The organism is Cupriavidus sp. GW822-FHT02D05, from assembly GCF_058802485.1.
The window spans coordinates 66,271-81,580 of the sequence record NZ_JBXAOE010000035.1 but is presented as its reverse complement, the minus strand read 5'-3'; the positions used below and the strand labels follow the sequence as shown (position 1 = coordinate 81,580).

General features: G+C 66.8%; 14 protein-coding genes. 5 read left to right on the top strand and 9 right to left on the bottom strand.

What is annotated here, in order from left to right; genetic code table 11:
* The first annotated feature begins 13 nt into the window (after positions 1-13).
* Positions 14-1,012, top strand: coding sequence for a Bug family tripartite tricarboxylate transporter substrate binding protein (locus tag AC1RQK_RS33935; protein ID WP_492813758.1), 999 nt, complete (start codon positions 14-16; stop codon positions 1,010-1,012).
* Between the two features lie 109 nt (positions 1,013-1,121).
* Here the strand turns inward: AC1RQK_RS33935 and AC1RQK_RS33930 are convergent, their stop codons facing one another.
* A complete protein-coding gene (locus AC1RQK_RS33930; protein ID WP_492813756.1) occupies positions 1,122-2,084 on the bottom strand; it encodes a LysR family transcriptional regulator in 963 nt (320 codons plus the stop codon).
* Between the two features lie 107 nt (positions 2,085-2,191).
* Between AC1RQK_RS33930 and AC1RQK_RS33925 the strand changes: the two genes are divergently transcribed.
* The gene (locus AC1RQK_RS33925) at positions 2,192-3,169 is read left to right on the top strand and encodes a Bug family tripartite tricarboxylate transporter substrate binding protein (RefSeq protein ID WP_492375442.1); all 978 of its coding nucleotides are present in this window, start codon (positions 2,192-2,194) and stop codon (positions 3,167-3,169) included.
* Between the two features lie 133 nt (positions 3,170-3,302).
* Here the strand turns inward: AC1RQK_RS33925 and AC1RQK_RS33920 are convergent, their stop codons facing one another.
* The 3 genes from AC1RQK_RS33920 to AC1RQK_RS33910 all read right to left on the bottom strand — a co-directional run bounded on the left by AC1RQK_RS33920 (position 3,303) and on the right by AC1RQK_RS33910 (position 6,559).
* Positions 3,303-5,072 carry a flotillin family protein gene (locus AC1RQK_RS33920; protein ID WP_492813754.1) on the bottom strand — a complete coding sequence of 590 codons (1,770 nt, stop codon included), beginning with the start codon at positions 5,070-5,072 and terminating at the stop codon, positions 3,303-3,305.
* A gap of 65 nt (positions 5,073-5,137) precedes the next feature.
* A complete protein-coding gene (locus AC1RQK_RS33915) occupies positions 5,138-5,797 on the bottom strand; it encodes a YqiJ family protein (protein ID WP_492813752.1) in 660 nt (219 codons plus the stop codon).
* A gap of 63 nt (positions 5,798-5,860) precedes the next feature.
* Positions 5,861-6,559 carry a PspA/IM30 family protein gene (locus tag AC1RQK_RS33910; protein ID WP_492813750.1) on the bottom strand — a complete coding sequence of 233 codons (699 nt, stop codon included), beginning with the start codon at positions 6,557-6,559 and terminating at the stop codon, positions 5,861-5,863.
* Positions 6,560-7,041: 482 nt separating this feature from the next.
* Here AC1RQK_RS33910 and AC1RQK_RS33905 point away from each other — a divergent pair, with 482 nt between their 5' ends.
* A complete protein-coding gene (locus tag AC1RQK_RS33905) occupies positions 7,042-8,532 on the top strand; it encodes a DEAD/DEAH box helicase (RefSeq protein ID WP_492375438.1) in 1,491 nt (496 codons plus the stop codon).
* A gap of 97 nt (positions 8,533-8,629) precedes the next feature.
* Here the strand turns inward: AC1RQK_RS33905 and gluQRS are convergent, their stop codons facing one another.
* Positions 8,630-9,562 carry a tRNA glutamyl-Q(34) synthetase GluQRS gene (gluQRS, locus tag AC1RQK_RS33900; protein WP_492813748.1) on the bottom strand — a complete coding sequence of 311 codons (933 nt, stop codon included), beginning with the start codon at positions 9,560-9,562 and terminating at the stop codon, positions 8,630-8,632.
* A 49-nt stretch (positions 9,563-9,611) separates the two neighbouring features.
* Complete coding sequence (locus AC1RQK_RS33895; RefSeq protein ID WP_309403664.1) at positions 9,612-10,535, bottom strand: LysR family transcriptional regulator; 924 nt, start codon at positions 10,533-10,535, stop codon at positions 9,612-9,614.
* A 150-nt stretch (positions 10,536-10,685) separates the two neighbouring features.
* Between AC1RQK_RS33895 and AC1RQK_RS33890 the strand changes: the two genes are divergently transcribed.
* The gene (locus tag AC1RQK_RS33890) at positions 10,686-11,384 is read left to right on the top strand and encodes a pirin family protein (protein WP_492375436.1); all 699 of its coding nucleotides are present in this window, start codon (positions 10,686-10,688) and stop codon (positions 11,382-11,384) included.
* Positions 11,385-11,548: 164 nt separating this feature from the next.
* On the top strand, positions 11,549-12,541 hold the full coding sequence (locus AC1RQK_RS33885; RefSeq protein WP_253931787.1) for a CobD/CbiB family protein: 993 nt from the start codon (positions 11,549-11,551) through the stop codon (positions 12,539-12,541).
* A gap of 59 nt (positions 12,542-12,600) precedes the next feature.
* On the opposite strand, the gene AC1RQK_RS33880 is transcribed toward AC1RQK_RS33885, so the two are convergent.
* The 3 genes from AC1RQK_RS33880 to AC1RQK_RS33870 are packed head-to-tail and all read right to left on the bottom strand — an operon-like array spanning position 12,601 to position 15,236.
* Positions 12,601-12,909, bottom strand: coding sequence for a putative signal transducing protein (locus AC1RQK_RS33880; protein WP_150990815.1), 309 nt, complete (start codon positions 12,907-12,909; stop codon positions 12,601-12,603).
* A gap of 54 nt (positions 12,910-12,963) precedes the next feature.
* Positions 12,964-13,992 carry a ribosome small subunit-dependent GTPase A gene (gene rsgA / locus AC1RQK_RS33875; protein WP_043348197.1) on the bottom strand — a complete coding sequence of 343 codons (1,029 nt, stop codon included), beginning with the start codon at positions 13,990-13,992 and terminating at the stop codon, positions 12,964-12,966.
* Entirely contained in the window at positions 13,989-15,236 is a 1,248-nt protein-coding gene (locus tag AC1RQK_RS33870) for a M48 family metallopeptidase (RefSeq protein ID WP_492813744.1), read from the bottom strand. The genes rsgA and AC1RQK_RS33870 overlap by 4 nt, the downstream gene beginning before the upstream one ends.
* Positions 15,237-15,310 lie beyond the last annotated feature (74 nt).

The window sequence follows — 15,310 nt, the reverse complement described above, 5'->3', positions numbered from 1 at the left end:
TTTCATACTCATCATGCAGAAGACAAGCCGTCGTATTTTCTCGCGCCGCCTGGGTGCGGCCATCCTGGGCGTTTCGCTGCCGCTGTGCGCGCCGCAGGCCTTCGCGCAAGCCTATCCGTTCAAGCCAATCCGCCTGGTGGTGCCGTTCCCGCCGGGCGGCCCGACCGATACCGCCGCGCGCATCATCGGCCAGAAGATGGGCGAATCGCTCAAGCAGACGGTGGTGGTGGACAACCGGCCAGGCGCTTCCGGCACGATCGGCGCGGAAGCCGTCGCCAAGAGCGCGCCGGATGGCTACACGCTGATGGTGCTGGCCACGCCCACGCTGCTGGCGCCGCACCTGATCAGCCGCAAGGGCTACGACATCTTCAAGGATTTCACGCCGATCGGTTCCGCCTACGACCTGCCCATTGTCATGGTGGTCAACCCGCAGGCCATGCCCGACGTGACCGACCTGCAGCAATACATCGCCCGCGCCAAGGCCAAGCCTGGCGCGCTCAACTACACCAGCGCCGGCAATGGCAGCTTTGGCCATCTGTCCACCGAACTACTCAAGAGCACTGGGCATTTCGACGTGCAGCACGTGCCCTACAAAGGCAGCGCGCCGGCGATCTCCGATCTGCTGGCCGGCCAGGTGCCGATGATGTTCTCCGACATGATCGCGGCGCTGCCGCACATCAAGGCCGGCAAGCTGCGTCCCATCGCCGTGGGCTCGGCCAAGCGCGTGAGCTTCACGCCCGATGTGAAGACGGTGGCGGAGCAGGGCTTCCCCGGTTTCGAGGCCACCGCCTGGGGCGGCCTGCTGGCCCCCGCCGGCACGCCCAAGGATGTGATCGCCAGGTTGTCGGCCGAGCTGAAGGCGGCGCTGGCCGATCCCGTGGTGCAGGAAAAGATGCTCGGCGCGGGCACGGTCGCTGCCTACCAGCCGCCAGAACAACTGGCAGCGCGCATGCGCAACGACTACAAGAAGTGGGGCAAGGTGATCCAGGACAACGGCATCAAGAGCGACTGAGTCTGGCAGGTGCCATCGAACGTTGCCGGCCAGGATTGGATCGGTAGTGGAGAAGGGCCGGACACACGGGGTGTCCGGCCCTTATTCTTTTTTGCTCCGCTTTGGGCGGCTACGAGGCGGGCAAGTCGGACAGGCCGGGCAGAGGCAGCTTGTCGTGCATCGCGGGCGGCCCCGGCAGGATCTGGTGAACCAGGCCGACCAGCGCCTGCGCCGCCGGCGACAGCGAGCGCCCGGCGAGCGAGACCAGCCCATACGCGGCCTTGAGATCGATTGGCGGCGTGACCTGCAGGGCCACGAGCGCGCCGCTGGCTTGCTCCGCGGTCATCATGGCCCTGGGCACCAGGCCGATGGCGTCGGTGTTGAGGATCAGCGTGCGCAGCGTGTGCATGTCGTCGCAGGTCACCGTGAGCAACTCGCGCGCGCCCTCGCCAGCCTCCGCGCGGATGCGCTCGCGAAAGAAGTCCGCCACCCGCGCCGGGATGCGCGGGCCGGCCACGGGAAACGCCAGCAGGCCGGTCAGCGCGGCCGCCCCGCGCGCGGCCAGCGCATGGCCGCTGCGCACGAAGAAGCTGGTCTCCAGCGAGCGCAGGCGGTCGATCCGCAACTGCGCTTCATCCTTCAGGCTCTGGCTCTCGCCCACAAAAAAATCCAGCTGCTCGGCCTTGAGCTTTTGCACCATCGAAGGCGTGTCCGCGATCTCGATGTCGATTCGCAGCTTGGGATAGCGCGCCAGCAGCGCCGTCAGCACGGGCTCCATCAGGATGGCCGCGGCAAACGGGCCAAAGCCTAAGCTCACTTCGCCCATCTCCACGTCGCGCAGCAGTTCCAGGTCGCGCCGCAGCTCGCGGCCTTCGCGCAGCATGCGGCGCGCCCGCTCCAGCACGATGCTGCCGGAGGCCGTGGGGCGCGCCTTGCCGTAGCTGCGGTCCAGCAGCTGGCTGCCGAACTCGTCTTCCAGGCCCTGGATGCTGCGCGAGAGCGCCGGTTGCGACAGGTGCAGCGCGGTGGCGGCGCGGGCAAAGCTGCCTTGCTCGATCAGGGTGACGAAATGATGCAGGCGGCGCAGGCCCATGATTTTGTTTTTTATGCATGGAAAACTGAAAAATATTGCATTGGACGTATTTTCTCAAGTCGGTAAGCATGTCCCGACCAATAAAAGAAGATTTCTGGAGACTAGGCATGGTTCGACGCGCTTTGCTTGCGCTTGCCCTTGGCGGCACTTCCCTGATGACTTCCCACGCCATGGCTGATGCTTACCCGGCCAAGCCGGTGCGCGTGGTGGTGCCCTATGCGGCCGGCGGCGGCAGCGATATCGTGGCGCGCGCGCTGGGCGAGAAGCTGAGCAAGAAGCTCGGCCAGCCCATCATCGTGGACAACAAGGCCGGCGCCTCCGGCATCATCGGCACGGACGCGGTGGCCAAGGCGGCGCCGGACGGCTACACGCTGCTGGTCACGATCACGCAGTCCGTGCTGACCAACCAGTTCCTCTACAACCGGCTGCCCTACGATCCGCGCAAGGACCTGACGCTGGTCAACGTGATCGCCGATGCGCCGCTGGTGCTGGTCACCACGCCATCGCTGCCGGTCAAGTCAGTCAAGGAGTTGGCCGACTACGGCCGCGCTCACAAGGGAAAGGTCAGCTATGCCTCCTGGGGTGTCGGCTCGTATCCGCACCTCGCCGGCGCGTATTTCAGCAAGGTCACGCATGGCGATATGGTGCACGTGCCGTACAAGGGCGAGGCCCCCATGCTGCAGGACCTGCTTGGCGGCCAGGTGCAGTGGGCCGTGGCCAGCGTGCTGTCGGCCAAGCCTTACATCCAGAGCGGCAAGCTCAAGGCCATCGCGGTGACGGGCACGCAGCGCAGCCCGGTGCTGCCGGACCTGCCGACCTTCGCCGAGGCGGGCATGGACGACAACGCGTTCAAGGTGTTGGGCTGGATTGGGTTGCTGGCGCCGGTCGGCACGCCCGCGCCGGTGGTGGCGAAGCTGGATGAAGAGGTGCGCGCGCTGATCCAGGCGCCGGACATGCAGGCGCGTTTCGCCGCGCTGGGCCTGCGCCCGGTGGGCAGCACGCCTGCCCAGTCGCAAGCCATCTTTGCGCGGGAATGGCCGGTGTGGAAGACGCTGGTGGCGGAGTCGGGCGCGAAACTGGATTAAGCCGCAATGGAAAAAAGGGCCGCATGCAGTGAATGCATGCGGCCCCTCGCTTGGCCGGTAAGCCTCTTAGCCTCTTAGCCCATTAGCCCATTAGCCCATTAGCCTATTAGCCTATTCGCCGGTCGGCCAGCCGTCAGTTGCTGGCGTTGCTTCCCGGTTCGATCTCCGGCGCGTTGGCGGCATGGCTGGCGTGCTTCAGCGGCAAGACCTGCGCGTCGTCCGTGTGCGATGCCGCTTGCGCGGCCGCGAGGCTGGGAACCAGGCCCTGCAGCGAGCCGCCGGCCAAGCCCACTTCCTTGAGCAACGAATCGATCAGCGGCGCATGTGCGCGGTAGGACAGCGCGGCGGACATCGCCTGCTCGGCGAGATTGCCATTTCCATTGCCGCCACCGTTGCCTGCGTCGCCGGTTGGCGCCGCGCCGCCGCGGTTGAGGCCGTCGACCTGGATGATCTTGATGCCGTCGATCGCCTTCATCGGCTCCACGCTCTGCTGGATCACGCCCGGCAGCGCCTGCAGCAGCGCCAGCTTGAACTTCAGGCTGGTCTGGTCCGACGACAGCGCGTTGATGGCGTCGTTGAGCGCGCGCTGCGCCTCGGCTTCGGCCAGGCCCTTCTTGCGTGCGGCCTCGGCCAGTTCGACGATGGCGGTGGCCTGCATCTGCGCAGCCTCGCGCTCGGCGCGCGCCTGCGTGGTGACGTGCACCGCCTGGGTCTCGGCCTCCTGCGCGGCCTCGATCAGGGCCACCTGCTTGGCCCGGTCGGCTTCAGCGGTGCGCCGTGTGGTCTCAACCATCTGCTCGGCCTTGACCGCTTCAGCCAGCGCCTCGTTGGCGCGCCCCTGCGCCTGCGATTGCGCTTCCGATTTGGCGGCGATCACGATGGCCTTTTCCTGTTTGGCGATTTCCGTCACCTTGGCCTGCTCGATGGCCGCCATCTGGGTGACGCGCTGCTGCTCGATTTCCTTGACCCGCACGTCGCGCTCGGCTTCCACCTTGCGCGTGCGCACGGCCTGCTCGCGCTGGATCTCGGACTCCTGCACCTGGCGCTCGGCGGTGATGCGGCTTTGCTCGGCCTCCTGCTTGCGCTCGGCCTCGTAGGACGCGATGCGCGCGTTCTGCTCGGCGGTGCGGGTCTTCACCTGCTGTTCCTGCTCGAGCTTCATGAACGATTCCTGCTGCTCGATCTCCAGCTTCTTGGCCAGCGCGTCGCGGTTCTTCTCGCGCACGGAGACCTCGGTGTCCTGCTCGACTTCGTTGCGTTCCTTGCGGCGGCGCTCGGTTTCCTGCGTGAGCTTGGTCAGGCCCTCGGCATCGAAGGCGTTGTTGGGGTCGAAGAACTCCTTCGAGGTCTGGTTGAAGTTGGTGAGCGACACGCTCTCCAGTTCCAGCCCGTTCTTGGTCAGGTCTTCGGCCACGGTGTTCTGCACGCCCTGCACGAACTGCTCGCGCGCATCCTGCAGGTCCTGCATGCTCATCTGCGCCGCGGTGGAGCGCAGCGCGTCGACGAACTTGTCGTCCACCAGCGCGCGCAGGCTCTCCGGCGCCAGCGTGCGCTGGCCCAGCGTTTGCGCGGCGGTGGACACGCCTTCCACGGTAGGTTTGACGCGCACGAAGAACGCCACCACCACATCCACGCGCATGCGGTCCTTGGTGATCAGGCTGTCGCGTGAGGCACGGCTGACCTCCAGCTTGAGCGTGTTCATGTTGATCGGGATGATTTCATGGAACACCGGCAGCACGATGGCGCCGCCGCTCATGATCACCTTTTGCCCGCCCAGCCCGGTACGCACGAAGGCGCGCTCGGCCGATGCGCGCGTGTACAGGCGCGAGAAGATCAAGCCGATGATGCACAGGCCGAGTACGCCGGCCAGGCCGATGACACCCCAGAAGATGATGGAATCCATATTGGTTCTGATGCTCCCTTGGAACTTGGAAAAAATACCGCGGACGGCTTGCGTCCGCGTGTGGCCTACAGCAGATCGGGCCGCGGGTTGACGATGGCGCGATACAAGGTGCCGGAGGTGCGCGCGACGATCAGTACGGTTTCGCCGCGCGGAAAACGCTGGCCAGGCTCGTCCGGCTCGACGCGCAGGTAGTGGGCCTGGCCATACTCATCCACCAGGCGCGCTTGCGCCGGATTGCCGGCCGAGGCCTCGCCGAGCGTGACCTGGGCAACGCGCCCGACGAAGTCGAGTTCGGAGATGGCGGAGGATTCATCCTGCGGAAAATAGCGACCCACCACGCCGCCGGTGGCGCGCACGAAGGGCAGGGCGCCCAGCGTGGCGAGCACCACCGCGAGCGGCACGGGCAGCAGGTGGCCGGCCACGGCAGCGATCACCCATTGGAGGATCAGGCCGACGATGGCAAAGCCCATCAGGAACAGCACAATCAGCATCAGCAGCGGCACGCGGCCCACGTGCAGCCAGCCGAGAAACTGGCCGATGGCGCTAGCATCGGCCGCGCTGGCGGCGGTGTGGTCCAGCGCGAAATGCGTGACCAGGAAGCTGTCGGCCTGCTGCGACAGGGCGAGGCCAAGCAGCAGGGCCAGCGCCTCCAGCACGCCGATGACTACCATCAAGCCAATCGCCACCACGAACGGGGCATTGCCCGGCAATAACAGCTGATTCATTTCGGCTTTCTTATTGTGCTGAAGCGGTCGGGATCGGCGGAGCCGGTGTTTGGTGTGCGGCGCTCAGGAGCGCGCCGCGCCGCGTGCGGCCTTCAGGCGCTCGAGGCGCTCGTTGATGCGCTGTTCCTTGTGCAGTGTGTCCAGCCGCTTGAGCAAGGAGGCATCGGCGCTGGAGCTGCCGGCGCCGAGCCCGGCCACGCCGGTGGCGCCGGTCATGGCGCGGTTGAAGCCTTGCTCGAGTTGTTCGGCACGCGCGCCGGCGCTGGTGCCTGGCGCGGCGCCAACGCCGGCGCCCGCGCCCGCGCGCTCGGCGGCTGCGCGCGCGGCCACCATGCCGGCCAGCGCCTGCTCCATCTCGGCGCGCTTGGCGCGCAGGCCAAGCAGGTCGGCTTCGGCCGCCTCGGATTTTTCAACGGCTTCCTGCAGGCTGCCGTTGAGCGTGCCGAGCTGGTCCTCGAGGTCGATCTGGCGCTCGGTGCCCGCGCGCGCCGCGGCGTCGTCGCCGTGGTGGAGCGCCACCGTGACTTGTTCGTCGAGCCGCTCGATCTCGTTGTTGAGCCGCGCGATGGCCTTGGCGGCCTGATGCTTGGCGGCCTCGTGCTGGCCCAGCCCGACCCGCGCCTGCGCGATCACCTCGTCAAACTCGCGCAGGTACTGCTCGAGCACGGCTTGCGGCGTGCGCGCCTCCAGTGAGCTGACCAGTGCGTGCACATTGGCGGTCAGCAGTCGTTTCACACGGTTACCCAGGCCTTCTGTCGTCATGGTGTGTTTCCTCGGCAAATCGATAAGACGCCGCCCAGGCGGCGATGGCAACACGAAAAATTGGGATATTAGGTGGTTTTTCGTGCGCTATTAATCGTTTTTGTTATTTTTAACATTTACGGGGCGCCGGCGTCCAGTTCGGCGAACTCGTAGGCCGGCCGCGACTTGACCGCAACACGGCGAGCACGCGCCCGGTGACATAAAGTTGAAATCCGCGGCGCCGAAACTGGCGTAGCCGCCACACCCGCACTACCCTTAAATGGGCCGCTAATGCTACAATCTAAGTCTTTGATTTACATGAGCTATTGATCGCGCGGCGGAATTGCCCGCAGAGGCACGGACAGACGACGGCTTGCAGTGGCGTGCGGCAACACAGCGCGCCCCACGCGGCCGGCCCCTAAATCCATGCGCAGATCTCCCCCGCTCGGTTCAAGACGCGTGTCCGTTGGCGCCGGGTTCGCCTCCTGCAAGACACGGAAACCATGACGACTACGACCACTGACCAGACCACCCCCGAGATCACCTTCGACAGCTTCGGGCTGGATGCGCGCATCCAGCGTGCGCTGTCCGAGCAGGGCTACACCAAGCCCACTCCCATCCAGGAGCAGGCGATTCCCGTGGTGCTGCTGGGCAAGGACGTGATGGGCGCGGCCCAGACCGGCACCGGCAAGACCGCCGGCTTTGCGCTGCCGATCATCCAGCGCCTCTTGCCGCTGGCCAGCGCCAGCGCCTCGCCGGCCCGCCATCCGGTGCGCGCCCTGATGCTCACCCCCACCCGCGAACTGGCCGACCAGGTCTACGACAACGTGGCCCGCTACGCGCGCTTCACGGACCTGCGCAGCACGGTGGTGTTCGGCGGCGTGGACATGAACCCGCAGACCGAAGCCCTGCGCCGCGGCGTGGAAATCCTGGTGGCAACCCCGGGCCGGCTGCTCGACCACGTGCAGCAAAAATCGGTGAACCTGTCGCAAGTGCAGATGCTGGTGCTGGACGAGGCCGACCGCATGCTCGACATGGGTTTCCTGCCCGACCTGCAGCGCATCATCAACCTGCTGCCGGCACAGCGCCAGACGCTGCTGTTCTCGGCCACCTTCTCGAACGAAATCAAGCGGCTGGCCGCCAGCTACCTGCACCAGCCGGTCACCATCGAAGTGGCGCGCAGCAACTCGGCCAACGAGAACGTGCGCCAGACCGTGTTCCAGGTCGAAGACGGCCACAAGCAGGCCGCCGTGGTGCACCTGCTGAAGACGCGCGCTGCCGAAGGCCTGTCGCGCCAGTGCATCGTCTTCGTCAACAGCAAGATCGGCTGCTCGCGCCTGGCGCGCCACCTGGAGCGCGAAGGCATCAACGCCGCCGCCATCCACGGCGACAAGACCCAGACCGAGCGCATGCAGACGCTGGATGGCTTCAAGCAAGGCAATATCGATGCGCTGGTCGCCACCGACGTGGCGGCGCGCGGCCTCGACATTCCCGACATGCCCTGCGTGATCAACTTCGACCTGCCGTTCAGCGCCGAAGACTACATCCACCGCATCGGCCGTACCGGCCGTGCCGGCGCCAGTGGCGATGCCCTGTCGATCTACGTGCCGGCCGATGAGCGCCTGCTGGTTGATATCGAGAAGCTGCTCAAGCGCAGCCTGCCGCGTACCGCGCTGGTGGGGTTCGACCCCACCGGCGCCGGCGCCCGCGCAGACGAGAACGACCGCCGCCGTGCCCGCACCGAAATGCGCCGCCCGCGCGCCAATGGCGACGGCGAGGAGCCGCGTGCGCGCCGCAACGATCCGGCCAGCTCGCGCAACACGTTCCGCCCCTCCGACGATTCCTTCTTCTCGCGTCCCTACGAGCCGAGCGCCGCGGCGATTGCCGCGCAGCCCGACGTGACGGACAACAATGCCGCCGCCTTTGGCCGCGGCCGTCCGGCGCCCAAGCGGCAGCTGGCGGCGCTGCTGGGCGGCGTGCCGCGCAAGTCCTGAGCGCCACGGAGCGGCATCGCGCGTAGCGGATCGCTGCCGCCGCAGCCAGCAAGACAGGCGCCTTCGGGCGCCTGTCTTGTTTTGGGCCTCATGCCATTCAGGGGGGCGTCGTCGCTTCGCCGTGCGCCTGGGCGGGCAGGCGTTCCAGCAAGGCCGCCCAGCCGGCAGTGGCATCGCTCAGCCAGCTCTCCACCGATTGCGCCGCGCTCGCCAGTCCCAGGTGCGCGCCGGCCGTGCGCAGTGCCGCCAGCGGATCGAGGTCGTCGATGGCCTGCGCGCCGCTTTGCTTGCTGAGCTTCTCGCCCAGCGCGTTGGTCACCACCGGCACGTGCAGGTACGACGGCGTGGGCAGCCCCAGCAGATGCTGCAGGTGGATCTGCCGCGGCGTGGAGTCGAGCAGGTCGGCGCCGCGCACGATATGCGTGATGCCCTGGTGGCCATCGTCGACCACTACCGCTAGCTGGTAAGCCCACAAGCCATCGGCGCGGCGCAGCACGAAGTCGCCGAGCTCGGTCGCGAGGTCCTGGCATTGCCGGCCTTGCCAGCGGTCCTCGAAGCAGATCAGCGCAGCGTCGCCGTCTGGCACCCGCACCCGCCAGGCGCGGGGCAGCTTGCCATGCAGGCCGTCGCGGCAGGTGCCGGGATACCCGAGTGTCTGGTGGCGCTCACGCGCATGCAGCAGCGAGTCGGCGATTTCCTTGCGCGAGCATCCACAGGGATAAGTCCGATGGTCGGCATCGAGCTGGCGCAGCGCTTCGGCGTACAGCGCTTCGCGCCGGCTCTGCCATTGCGGCGGCTCGTCCGGATGCAGGCCGAGCCGCGCCAGGGCGCGCAGGATCTGCTGGTCCGCGCCGCGCACGCAGCGCGGATAGTCGATGTCCTCGATGCGCACCAGCCAGCTGCCTAGATGGGCGCGTGCGTCGAGCCAGCTGGCCAGCGCGGTGACCAGCGAGCCCATGTGCAACGGGCCGGTGGGGGAGGGCGCAAAGCGGCCCCGGTAGCTGGGCGCCGGGCTAGGGCGGGTAGGCATGACGAAAGCAGGTGTTAGGCGGTGATGGGTCCGGCGATGGGTCTGGTGCTTAGTCAGGCTGGCCCGGCTGCTGCTGGAGCAGGGCTTGCGCCAGGCGCGGGTCGTCCAGCTTGTTGGCCCACCATTGCAGCGCCTTGCCGCGCGTGCTGGTGCGCCAGGCTACCTTGAAATTGCCGGGGGCGCGTACCTCCAGGGTCTCGCGTGCCTGCAGCACGCCGCTTTCGATAAAGGGCTGCGCCATGGGCGCCGGCAGCCAGCCGCAGCCCAGGCCGCGGATCTGGGCTTCGAGCTTGTCGCGCATGGTGGGCACCACCAGCACGTCCTGCCCGGCGAGCACGCCATGGGTGCGGGCGGGCAGGTTGCGCGAGGTATCGCCCACGGCCACGATGCGGTGCTTGGCAATCTGCAGGGTGGTCAGCGGGCCGGGCTCGGTCGCCAGCGGATGATGCGCGGCCACCGCGAAGACAAAGGGCATGGAACCCAGCGGGCGTACCTGGAAGCCCTGGGTGCTCGGCGCATCGTAGGCGCCGCCGATCACCAGGTCGGCGCGGCTGCTGACCAGTGCATCCCACGCGCCGCCCAGCACTTCCTTGGCAAAGCGCAGCCGGGTGGCATCGTTCTCGGCATAGAAGTCCTGGATGACCGGCAGCAGGGCGCGGAAATTGATCAGGTCGTCGACCACGATGGTCAGGGTGGCTTCCCAGCCGGTGGCCAGCCGCTTGACGCGGCGGGCCAGGTCGTCGGCGGCGTGCAGCAGGTGGCGGCCTTCGTCCAGCAAGGCGCGCCCGGCGGGCGTGAGCTCGGCGCGGTGGCGGCGTCGGTCGAATAGCAGCACGTCCAGGTCTTCCTCCAGCTTGCGCACCACATAGGTGAGCGCGGAGGGCACTTTGCCCATCTCGTGCGCGGCGGCGGCAAAGCTGCCCTTGCGCTCGATGGCGTCAAGAACTTCCAGGGATTCGAGAGAGAGTGCCATGTTCAGAATTTCTGAATGAATGCTTCTAAGATCGGTCCGCCAAATATACGCCTGCCACCCTAAACTGCCTAGCATCGAAACGTTGCGCAAGGCCAGGACTAGGATAAACCCAGCTCCTGCGCCGATGTGGCCTGAAGGAGGGCCGTCAAAATGATTGAAATCAGAAAGGCGGGTGAACGTGGTTATGCCGATCATGGCTGGCTCAAGTCATACCATACGTTTTCCTTCGCGGACTACTACGATCCCAAGCACGTGCAGTTCGGGCCGCTGCGCGTCATCAACGAAGACCGTGTAGCGCCGGGCATGGGTTTTGGCACCCATGGCCACCGCGACATGGAAATCATCAGCTATGTGCTGGAAGGCGAGCTGGCCCACAAGGACAGCATGGGCAACGGCAGCGTGATCCGCCCCGGCGACGTGCAGCGCATGAGCGCGGGCACCGGCGTGCGGCACTCGGAGTACAACCACGCCGCACACGACACCACGCACTTCCTGCAGATCTGGATCCTGCCGGAGAAGTCCGACCTTGAGCCCGGCTACGAGGAAAAGCACTTTCCGGCGGCCGACAAGCGCGGCCGGCTGCGCCTGGTGGGCAGCCGCGACGGCGCCGAGGGCTCGGTGGTGATCCATCAGGACATGCGCCTGTATGCCGGCTTGTTTGACGCAGACGAGTCCGCCACGCTGGCGCTGGCGCCCAAGCGCAAGGCCTATGTGCATGTGGCGCGTGGCCGCGTCACCGTCAATGGCAAGGCGCTGGAAGCGGGCGATGCCGCACAGCTGGAAGGCGCAGAGGCCGTGACCCTGGCGCACGGCGATGGTGCCGAAGTGCTGGTGTTTGACCTGCCCTGAGGCGTTGCTTCGGCAGCCCGCAGCCCGCCCGCTTTGCCGGCGGGCTGCGGCGCTTTGTCTGGGCGGGTTTGCCGTATGCTATCGTCTCGCTATAGATAAGATAAGCGATCAGCCCGGCACACGCGCCGCCTGATGCGCCCTGGCCATCGACACCCAGACCAGAGATGACATTTGTATCCGTTCTCCTCGCGCTGATCGCCGAGCAGTTCCGCGCCCTGGGCCGCAACAATCCGATCTACGACATCGTGCGCGTTCTTGCCGAGCGCGCCGAGCATGCCTTTGACACCGGGCGCCCGCGCGATACCGCGCTGGCCTGGTTCACGGTGGTGCTGCCGCTCACGCTGACCGCCATGGTGGTGCACTACCTGCTGGCCTCCATCAGCGTGGCGCTCACGCTGGCGTGGAATGTCCTGCTGCTCTACCTCACCCTGGGTTTCCGGCAGTTCAGTCACTTCTTCACCGATATCCACGAGGCGCTCAACCGCGATGACCTGCCGCGCGCCCGCGCGCTGCTGCACCAGTGGACCGGTCTAGAAACCATCGAAATGCCGGTCACGGAAATCGTGCGGCATACCCTGGAAGCCGCCATCGTGGCAGTGCACCGGCATGTGTTCGGGGTGTTCTTCTGGTTCCTGGTGCCGATCGGCCCGGGCGGCGTGGTCTTGTACCGCATCGCCGAGTACCTCGCGCGCCACTGGAATATCCCCTCCACGGAGCGCAGCCCCGCGCTGGGCCGCTTTGCCGCGCGTGCCTTCTACCTGCTGGACTGGATTCCCTCGCGGCTGACCTCGGTCGGCTTTGCCATCGTTGGCAATTTCGAGGATGCGGTCTATGCGTGGCGCAACCATGCGCGCAAGTGGAACGATGCCGTCAACGGCATCCTGCTTGCCAGCGGCGGCGGCGCGCTTGGCGTGCGCCTGGGGGTGCCTCTGGCCGAAGAGAGTACTGCCGTGGTGCTGCGCACCAGCCTGGCCGGCCCGGCGGTGGACTATGCACCGGGCATGGAAGACGATAGCGAGCCCGAGGCGGTCGCGCCGGAATTCGGGGTGGAGCCCAACGTGCGTACGCTGCAATCGGCCATCGGCCTGGTGTGGCGTGCCGTCGTGCTGTGGATGCTGCTGCTGGCGATGTTGTCGCTGGCGCTCTGGGTGGGCTGAGCCAACCCCGCTGTATCCGTTGACCATCGACGCCCGCGCTTGCCGCGGGCGTTTCACTTTCAGGGTTGCCGCGGCGCGCCGCATTGCCAGCACGAGCCGAACTGCGCATCGTGCCATTCCCCGCAGGACACGCAGGCCCACCGCGGCCCCGGCGCCGGATTGGCTGCGGCGTGCAATACCTCCCAGGCCTCGGCCTCCCGTTCATCGTCGATCAGCCAGACCTGGGGCGCGCTTTCGCGAAACGGGATGTCGCCCATGGCGCCAGCCAGCCACGTATTGCGCAGGTCGGCGCGGATGCCGGCGGCTTCCAGCACGTTCTGGCAGTGCGCGGCATGGACGAGGGAAGGGGTCGATAGCAGTAGTTTCATCGGGATCGGGTGCGCTGCATGCCCGTTTGCCTGCAGGCGGCGCGCCCGATTACCTTACCACGGCTTTTGCTGGCGGGATTCGTGCAGCAGCTGCGTGTAGAGCTGGTGGCGCCGGCCGGAGATCTCGCCGGCCTTCATCGACGCCAGCACACCGCAGCCGGGTTCGTTGATGTGGTGGCAATTGTAGAAGCGGCACTCGGTCAGGCGTGGGCGGAATTCAGGGAACGCGCGCTCCAGCATGCCTTCGCTCAGGTGGTGCAGGCCGAACTCCTGGAAACCCGGCGAATCGATCAGGCAGCCACGCTGGCGCGCTTGAGGATCTGCGCCATCCGCGCTATCCACGCCATCGGCCTCGCCATCCACGCTGGCGGGCAGGTGGTAGAGGCGGGTGAAGGTGGTGGTGTGCTTGCCCGAATCCAGCTTGGCGGAGATTTCCCGGGTTTGTGCTTCCACGCCCGGGATCAGCAGGTTCAGCAGGGAGGACTTGCCCATGCCCGACTGGCCGATCAGGATGCTGGCGCGGTGCGCCAGCTGCGGGCGCAACTGCGCCAGCGTATCATCTGGCGAACCGTGCACCGACAGGAACAGCGTCTCGTAGCCAAGCCCGCGGTACAGCGCCAGGCGGCCGCGCGCCTCTTCCAGCCGCTCGGTCAGGTCGATCTTGTTGAGGATGATCAGCGGGCGGATGCCCAGTGCTTCGGCGGACACCAGCGCGCGGCCCAGCAAGTCTTCCGAGAAGCCTGGCTCGGTCGCCAGCACGATCACTACCTGGTCGATATTGGCGGCCAGCAGCTTGGACTTGAACTGGTCCGAGCGATGCAGCAGGTTCTTGCGCGGCTTGAAGCCGGTGATCACGCACTGGTCGGACGCGGCGCGCTCGATGGTGACGCGGTCGCCGACCGCGCATTCGCTGCGCTTGCCGCGCGGGAAGCCGTGCAGGCGGCTGCCGTCGTCCAGCTCGATCACATAGTGGCGCCCGTGCGCGGCGACGATCAGCGCCTCCTCGGCGGCGGCGCCATTGGCATTGGCTTTGGCAGGGCTTGGGGCGCGCTGCGGGCCTCCCCGGCTGGCGGCGCGGCTCATGCGTGCGCCAGCAGGCGGTCGATCCGCTGTGCTGCCGGTGGGTGCGAGTAGTAGAAGGCGCTGTAGATCGGGTCGGGGGTCAAGGTAGAGGCATTGTCCTTGTAGAGCTTGACGAGGGCAGAGACCAGGTGGCCGGCATCGGTCTGGCCGGCCGCAAACGCATCCGCCTCGAATTCATGGCGGCGCGAGGTCTGGCTGGCCAGGGGGCCGAGCAGGAAGGTGAATACCGGCAAGGTCAGGAAGAACAGCACGAGCGCAAGGGCGTGATTGGTGGTGCCGAGGTTGGGCAGCACGCCCAGCCCGGTGTAGAACCACGTGCGGCTGGAAAGCCAGCCCAGTGCGGCGAGGAAGACCAGGCTCAGCGCAAAGCTGACCAGCATGCCCTTGAGGATGTGGCGCCGCTTGAAGTGGCCAAGCTCATGCGCCAGTACCGCTTCGATCTCGTCATCGGCAAGGCGCTCCATCAGCGTGTCGAAGAAAACGATGCGCTTGGCCGCGCCGAACCCGGTGAAGTAGGCATTGCCGTGCGCGCTGCGCTTGCTGCCGTCCACCACGAACAGGCCGCGGCTGCGGAAGCCGCATTTCTGCAGCAGGCGCGTGATGCGGGCTTCCAGCGAGGCATTGGCCAGCGGCTCGAAGCGGTTGAACAGCGGCATGATCACCGACGGGGCAATCATCTGCACAAAGATGGTGAAGGCGATCCACGTCAGCCAGGTCCAGGCCCACCAGTACTCGCCCATATGTGCCATCAGCCACAGCACGGCGAGCAGCAAGGGCAGGCCTAGCACGCAGCCAATGGCGGTCATCTTGAGCATATCGGCCAGGTAGAGCTTCCAGCCCATGCGGTTAAAGCCAAAGCGCTGCTCGATGCCGAACTGCCCGTAGAGCGAGAAGGGCAGGTCGACCAGGCCCCCGATCACGGCCACGCTGGCGATCAGCGCCACGCTGTAGGCATAGCCCGGGCCGAAGGTGTCGATCCAGAACTGGTTGATCCACTGCAGCCCGCCCAGCATGGTCAGCACGATCAGCAGCGCTGCGCCAGCCAGCACTTCCAGCATCGACAGCCGGGTGCGGGCGATGGTGTAGTCGGCCGCCTTCTGGTGGGACGACAGCGTAATGGTGTCGGCAAAGCGGGCAGGCACCGCATGACGGTGTTGCGCCACATGGCGCACCTGGCGGGCGGCCAGCCAGAGCTTGGTCAGCACCATCAGCATCAGGGCGGCTAGGAACAGAAACGTGAACATCGGGCAGAGCCTTGTCGTGTGAAGCCTTGGCGTACGCGGTGGCGGCCGGACCGCCGAAGCGGGTTTCCGAGCGC

Coding starts and splice junctions, on each gene's coding strand:
- AC1RQK_RS33920 (WP_492813754.1), bottom strand. CDS start 5,072: ATGGATTCCATCATCTTCTGGGGTGTCATCGGCCTGGCCGGCGTACTC.
- AC1RQK_RS33930 (WP_492813756.1), bottom strand. CDS start 2,084: ATGGGCCTGCGCCGCCTGCATCATTTCGTCACCCTGATCGAGCAAGGC.
- AC1RQK_RS33890 (WP_492375436.1), top strand. CDS start 10,686: ATGATTGAAATCAGAAAGGCGGGTGAACGTGGTTATGCCGATCATGGC.
- AC1RQK_RS33880 (WP_150990815.1), bottom strand. CDS start 12,909: ATGAAACTACTGCTATCGACCCCTTCCCTCGTCCATGCCGCGCACTGC.
- AC1RQK_RS33895 (WP_309403664.1), bottom strand. CDS start 10,535: ATGGCACTCTCTCTCGAATCCCTGGAAGTTCTTGACGCCATCGAGCGC.
- AC1RQK_RS33935 (WP_492813758.1), top strand. CDS start 14: ATGCAGAAGACAAGCCGTCGTATTTTCTCGCGCCGCCTGGGTGCGGCC.
- AC1RQK_RS33915 (WP_492813752.1), bottom strand. CDS start 5,797: ATGAATCAGCTGTTATTGCCGGGCAATGCCCCGTTCGTGGTGGCGATT.
- AC1RQK_RS33905 (WP_492375438.1), top strand. CDS start 7,042: ATGACGACTACGACCACTGACCAGACCACCCCCGAGATCACCTTCGAC.
- AC1RQK_RS33925 (WP_492375442.1), top strand. CDS start 2,192: ATGGTTCGACGCGCTTTGCTTGCGCTTGCCCTTGGCGGCACTTCCCTG.
- AC1RQK_RS33870 (WP_492813744.1), bottom strand. CDS start 15,236: ATGTTCACGTTTCTGTTCCTAGCCGCCCTGATGCTGATGGTGCTGACC.
- AC1RQK_RS33885 (WP_253931787.1), top strand. CDS start 11,549: ATGACATTTGTATCCGTTCTCCTCGCGCTGATCGCCGAGCAGTTCCGC.
- AC1RQK_RS33910 (WP_492813750.1), bottom strand. CDS start 6,559: ATGACGACAGAAGGCCTGGGTAACCGTGTGAAACGACTGCTGACCGCC.
- gluQRS (WP_492813748.1), bottom strand. CDS start 9,562: ATGCCTACCCGCCCTAGCCCGGCGCCCAGCTACCGGGGCCGCTTTGCG.
- rsgA (WP_043348197.1), bottom strand. CDS start 13,992: ATGAGCCGCGCCGCCAGCCGGGGAGGCCCGCAGCGCGCCCCAAGCCCT.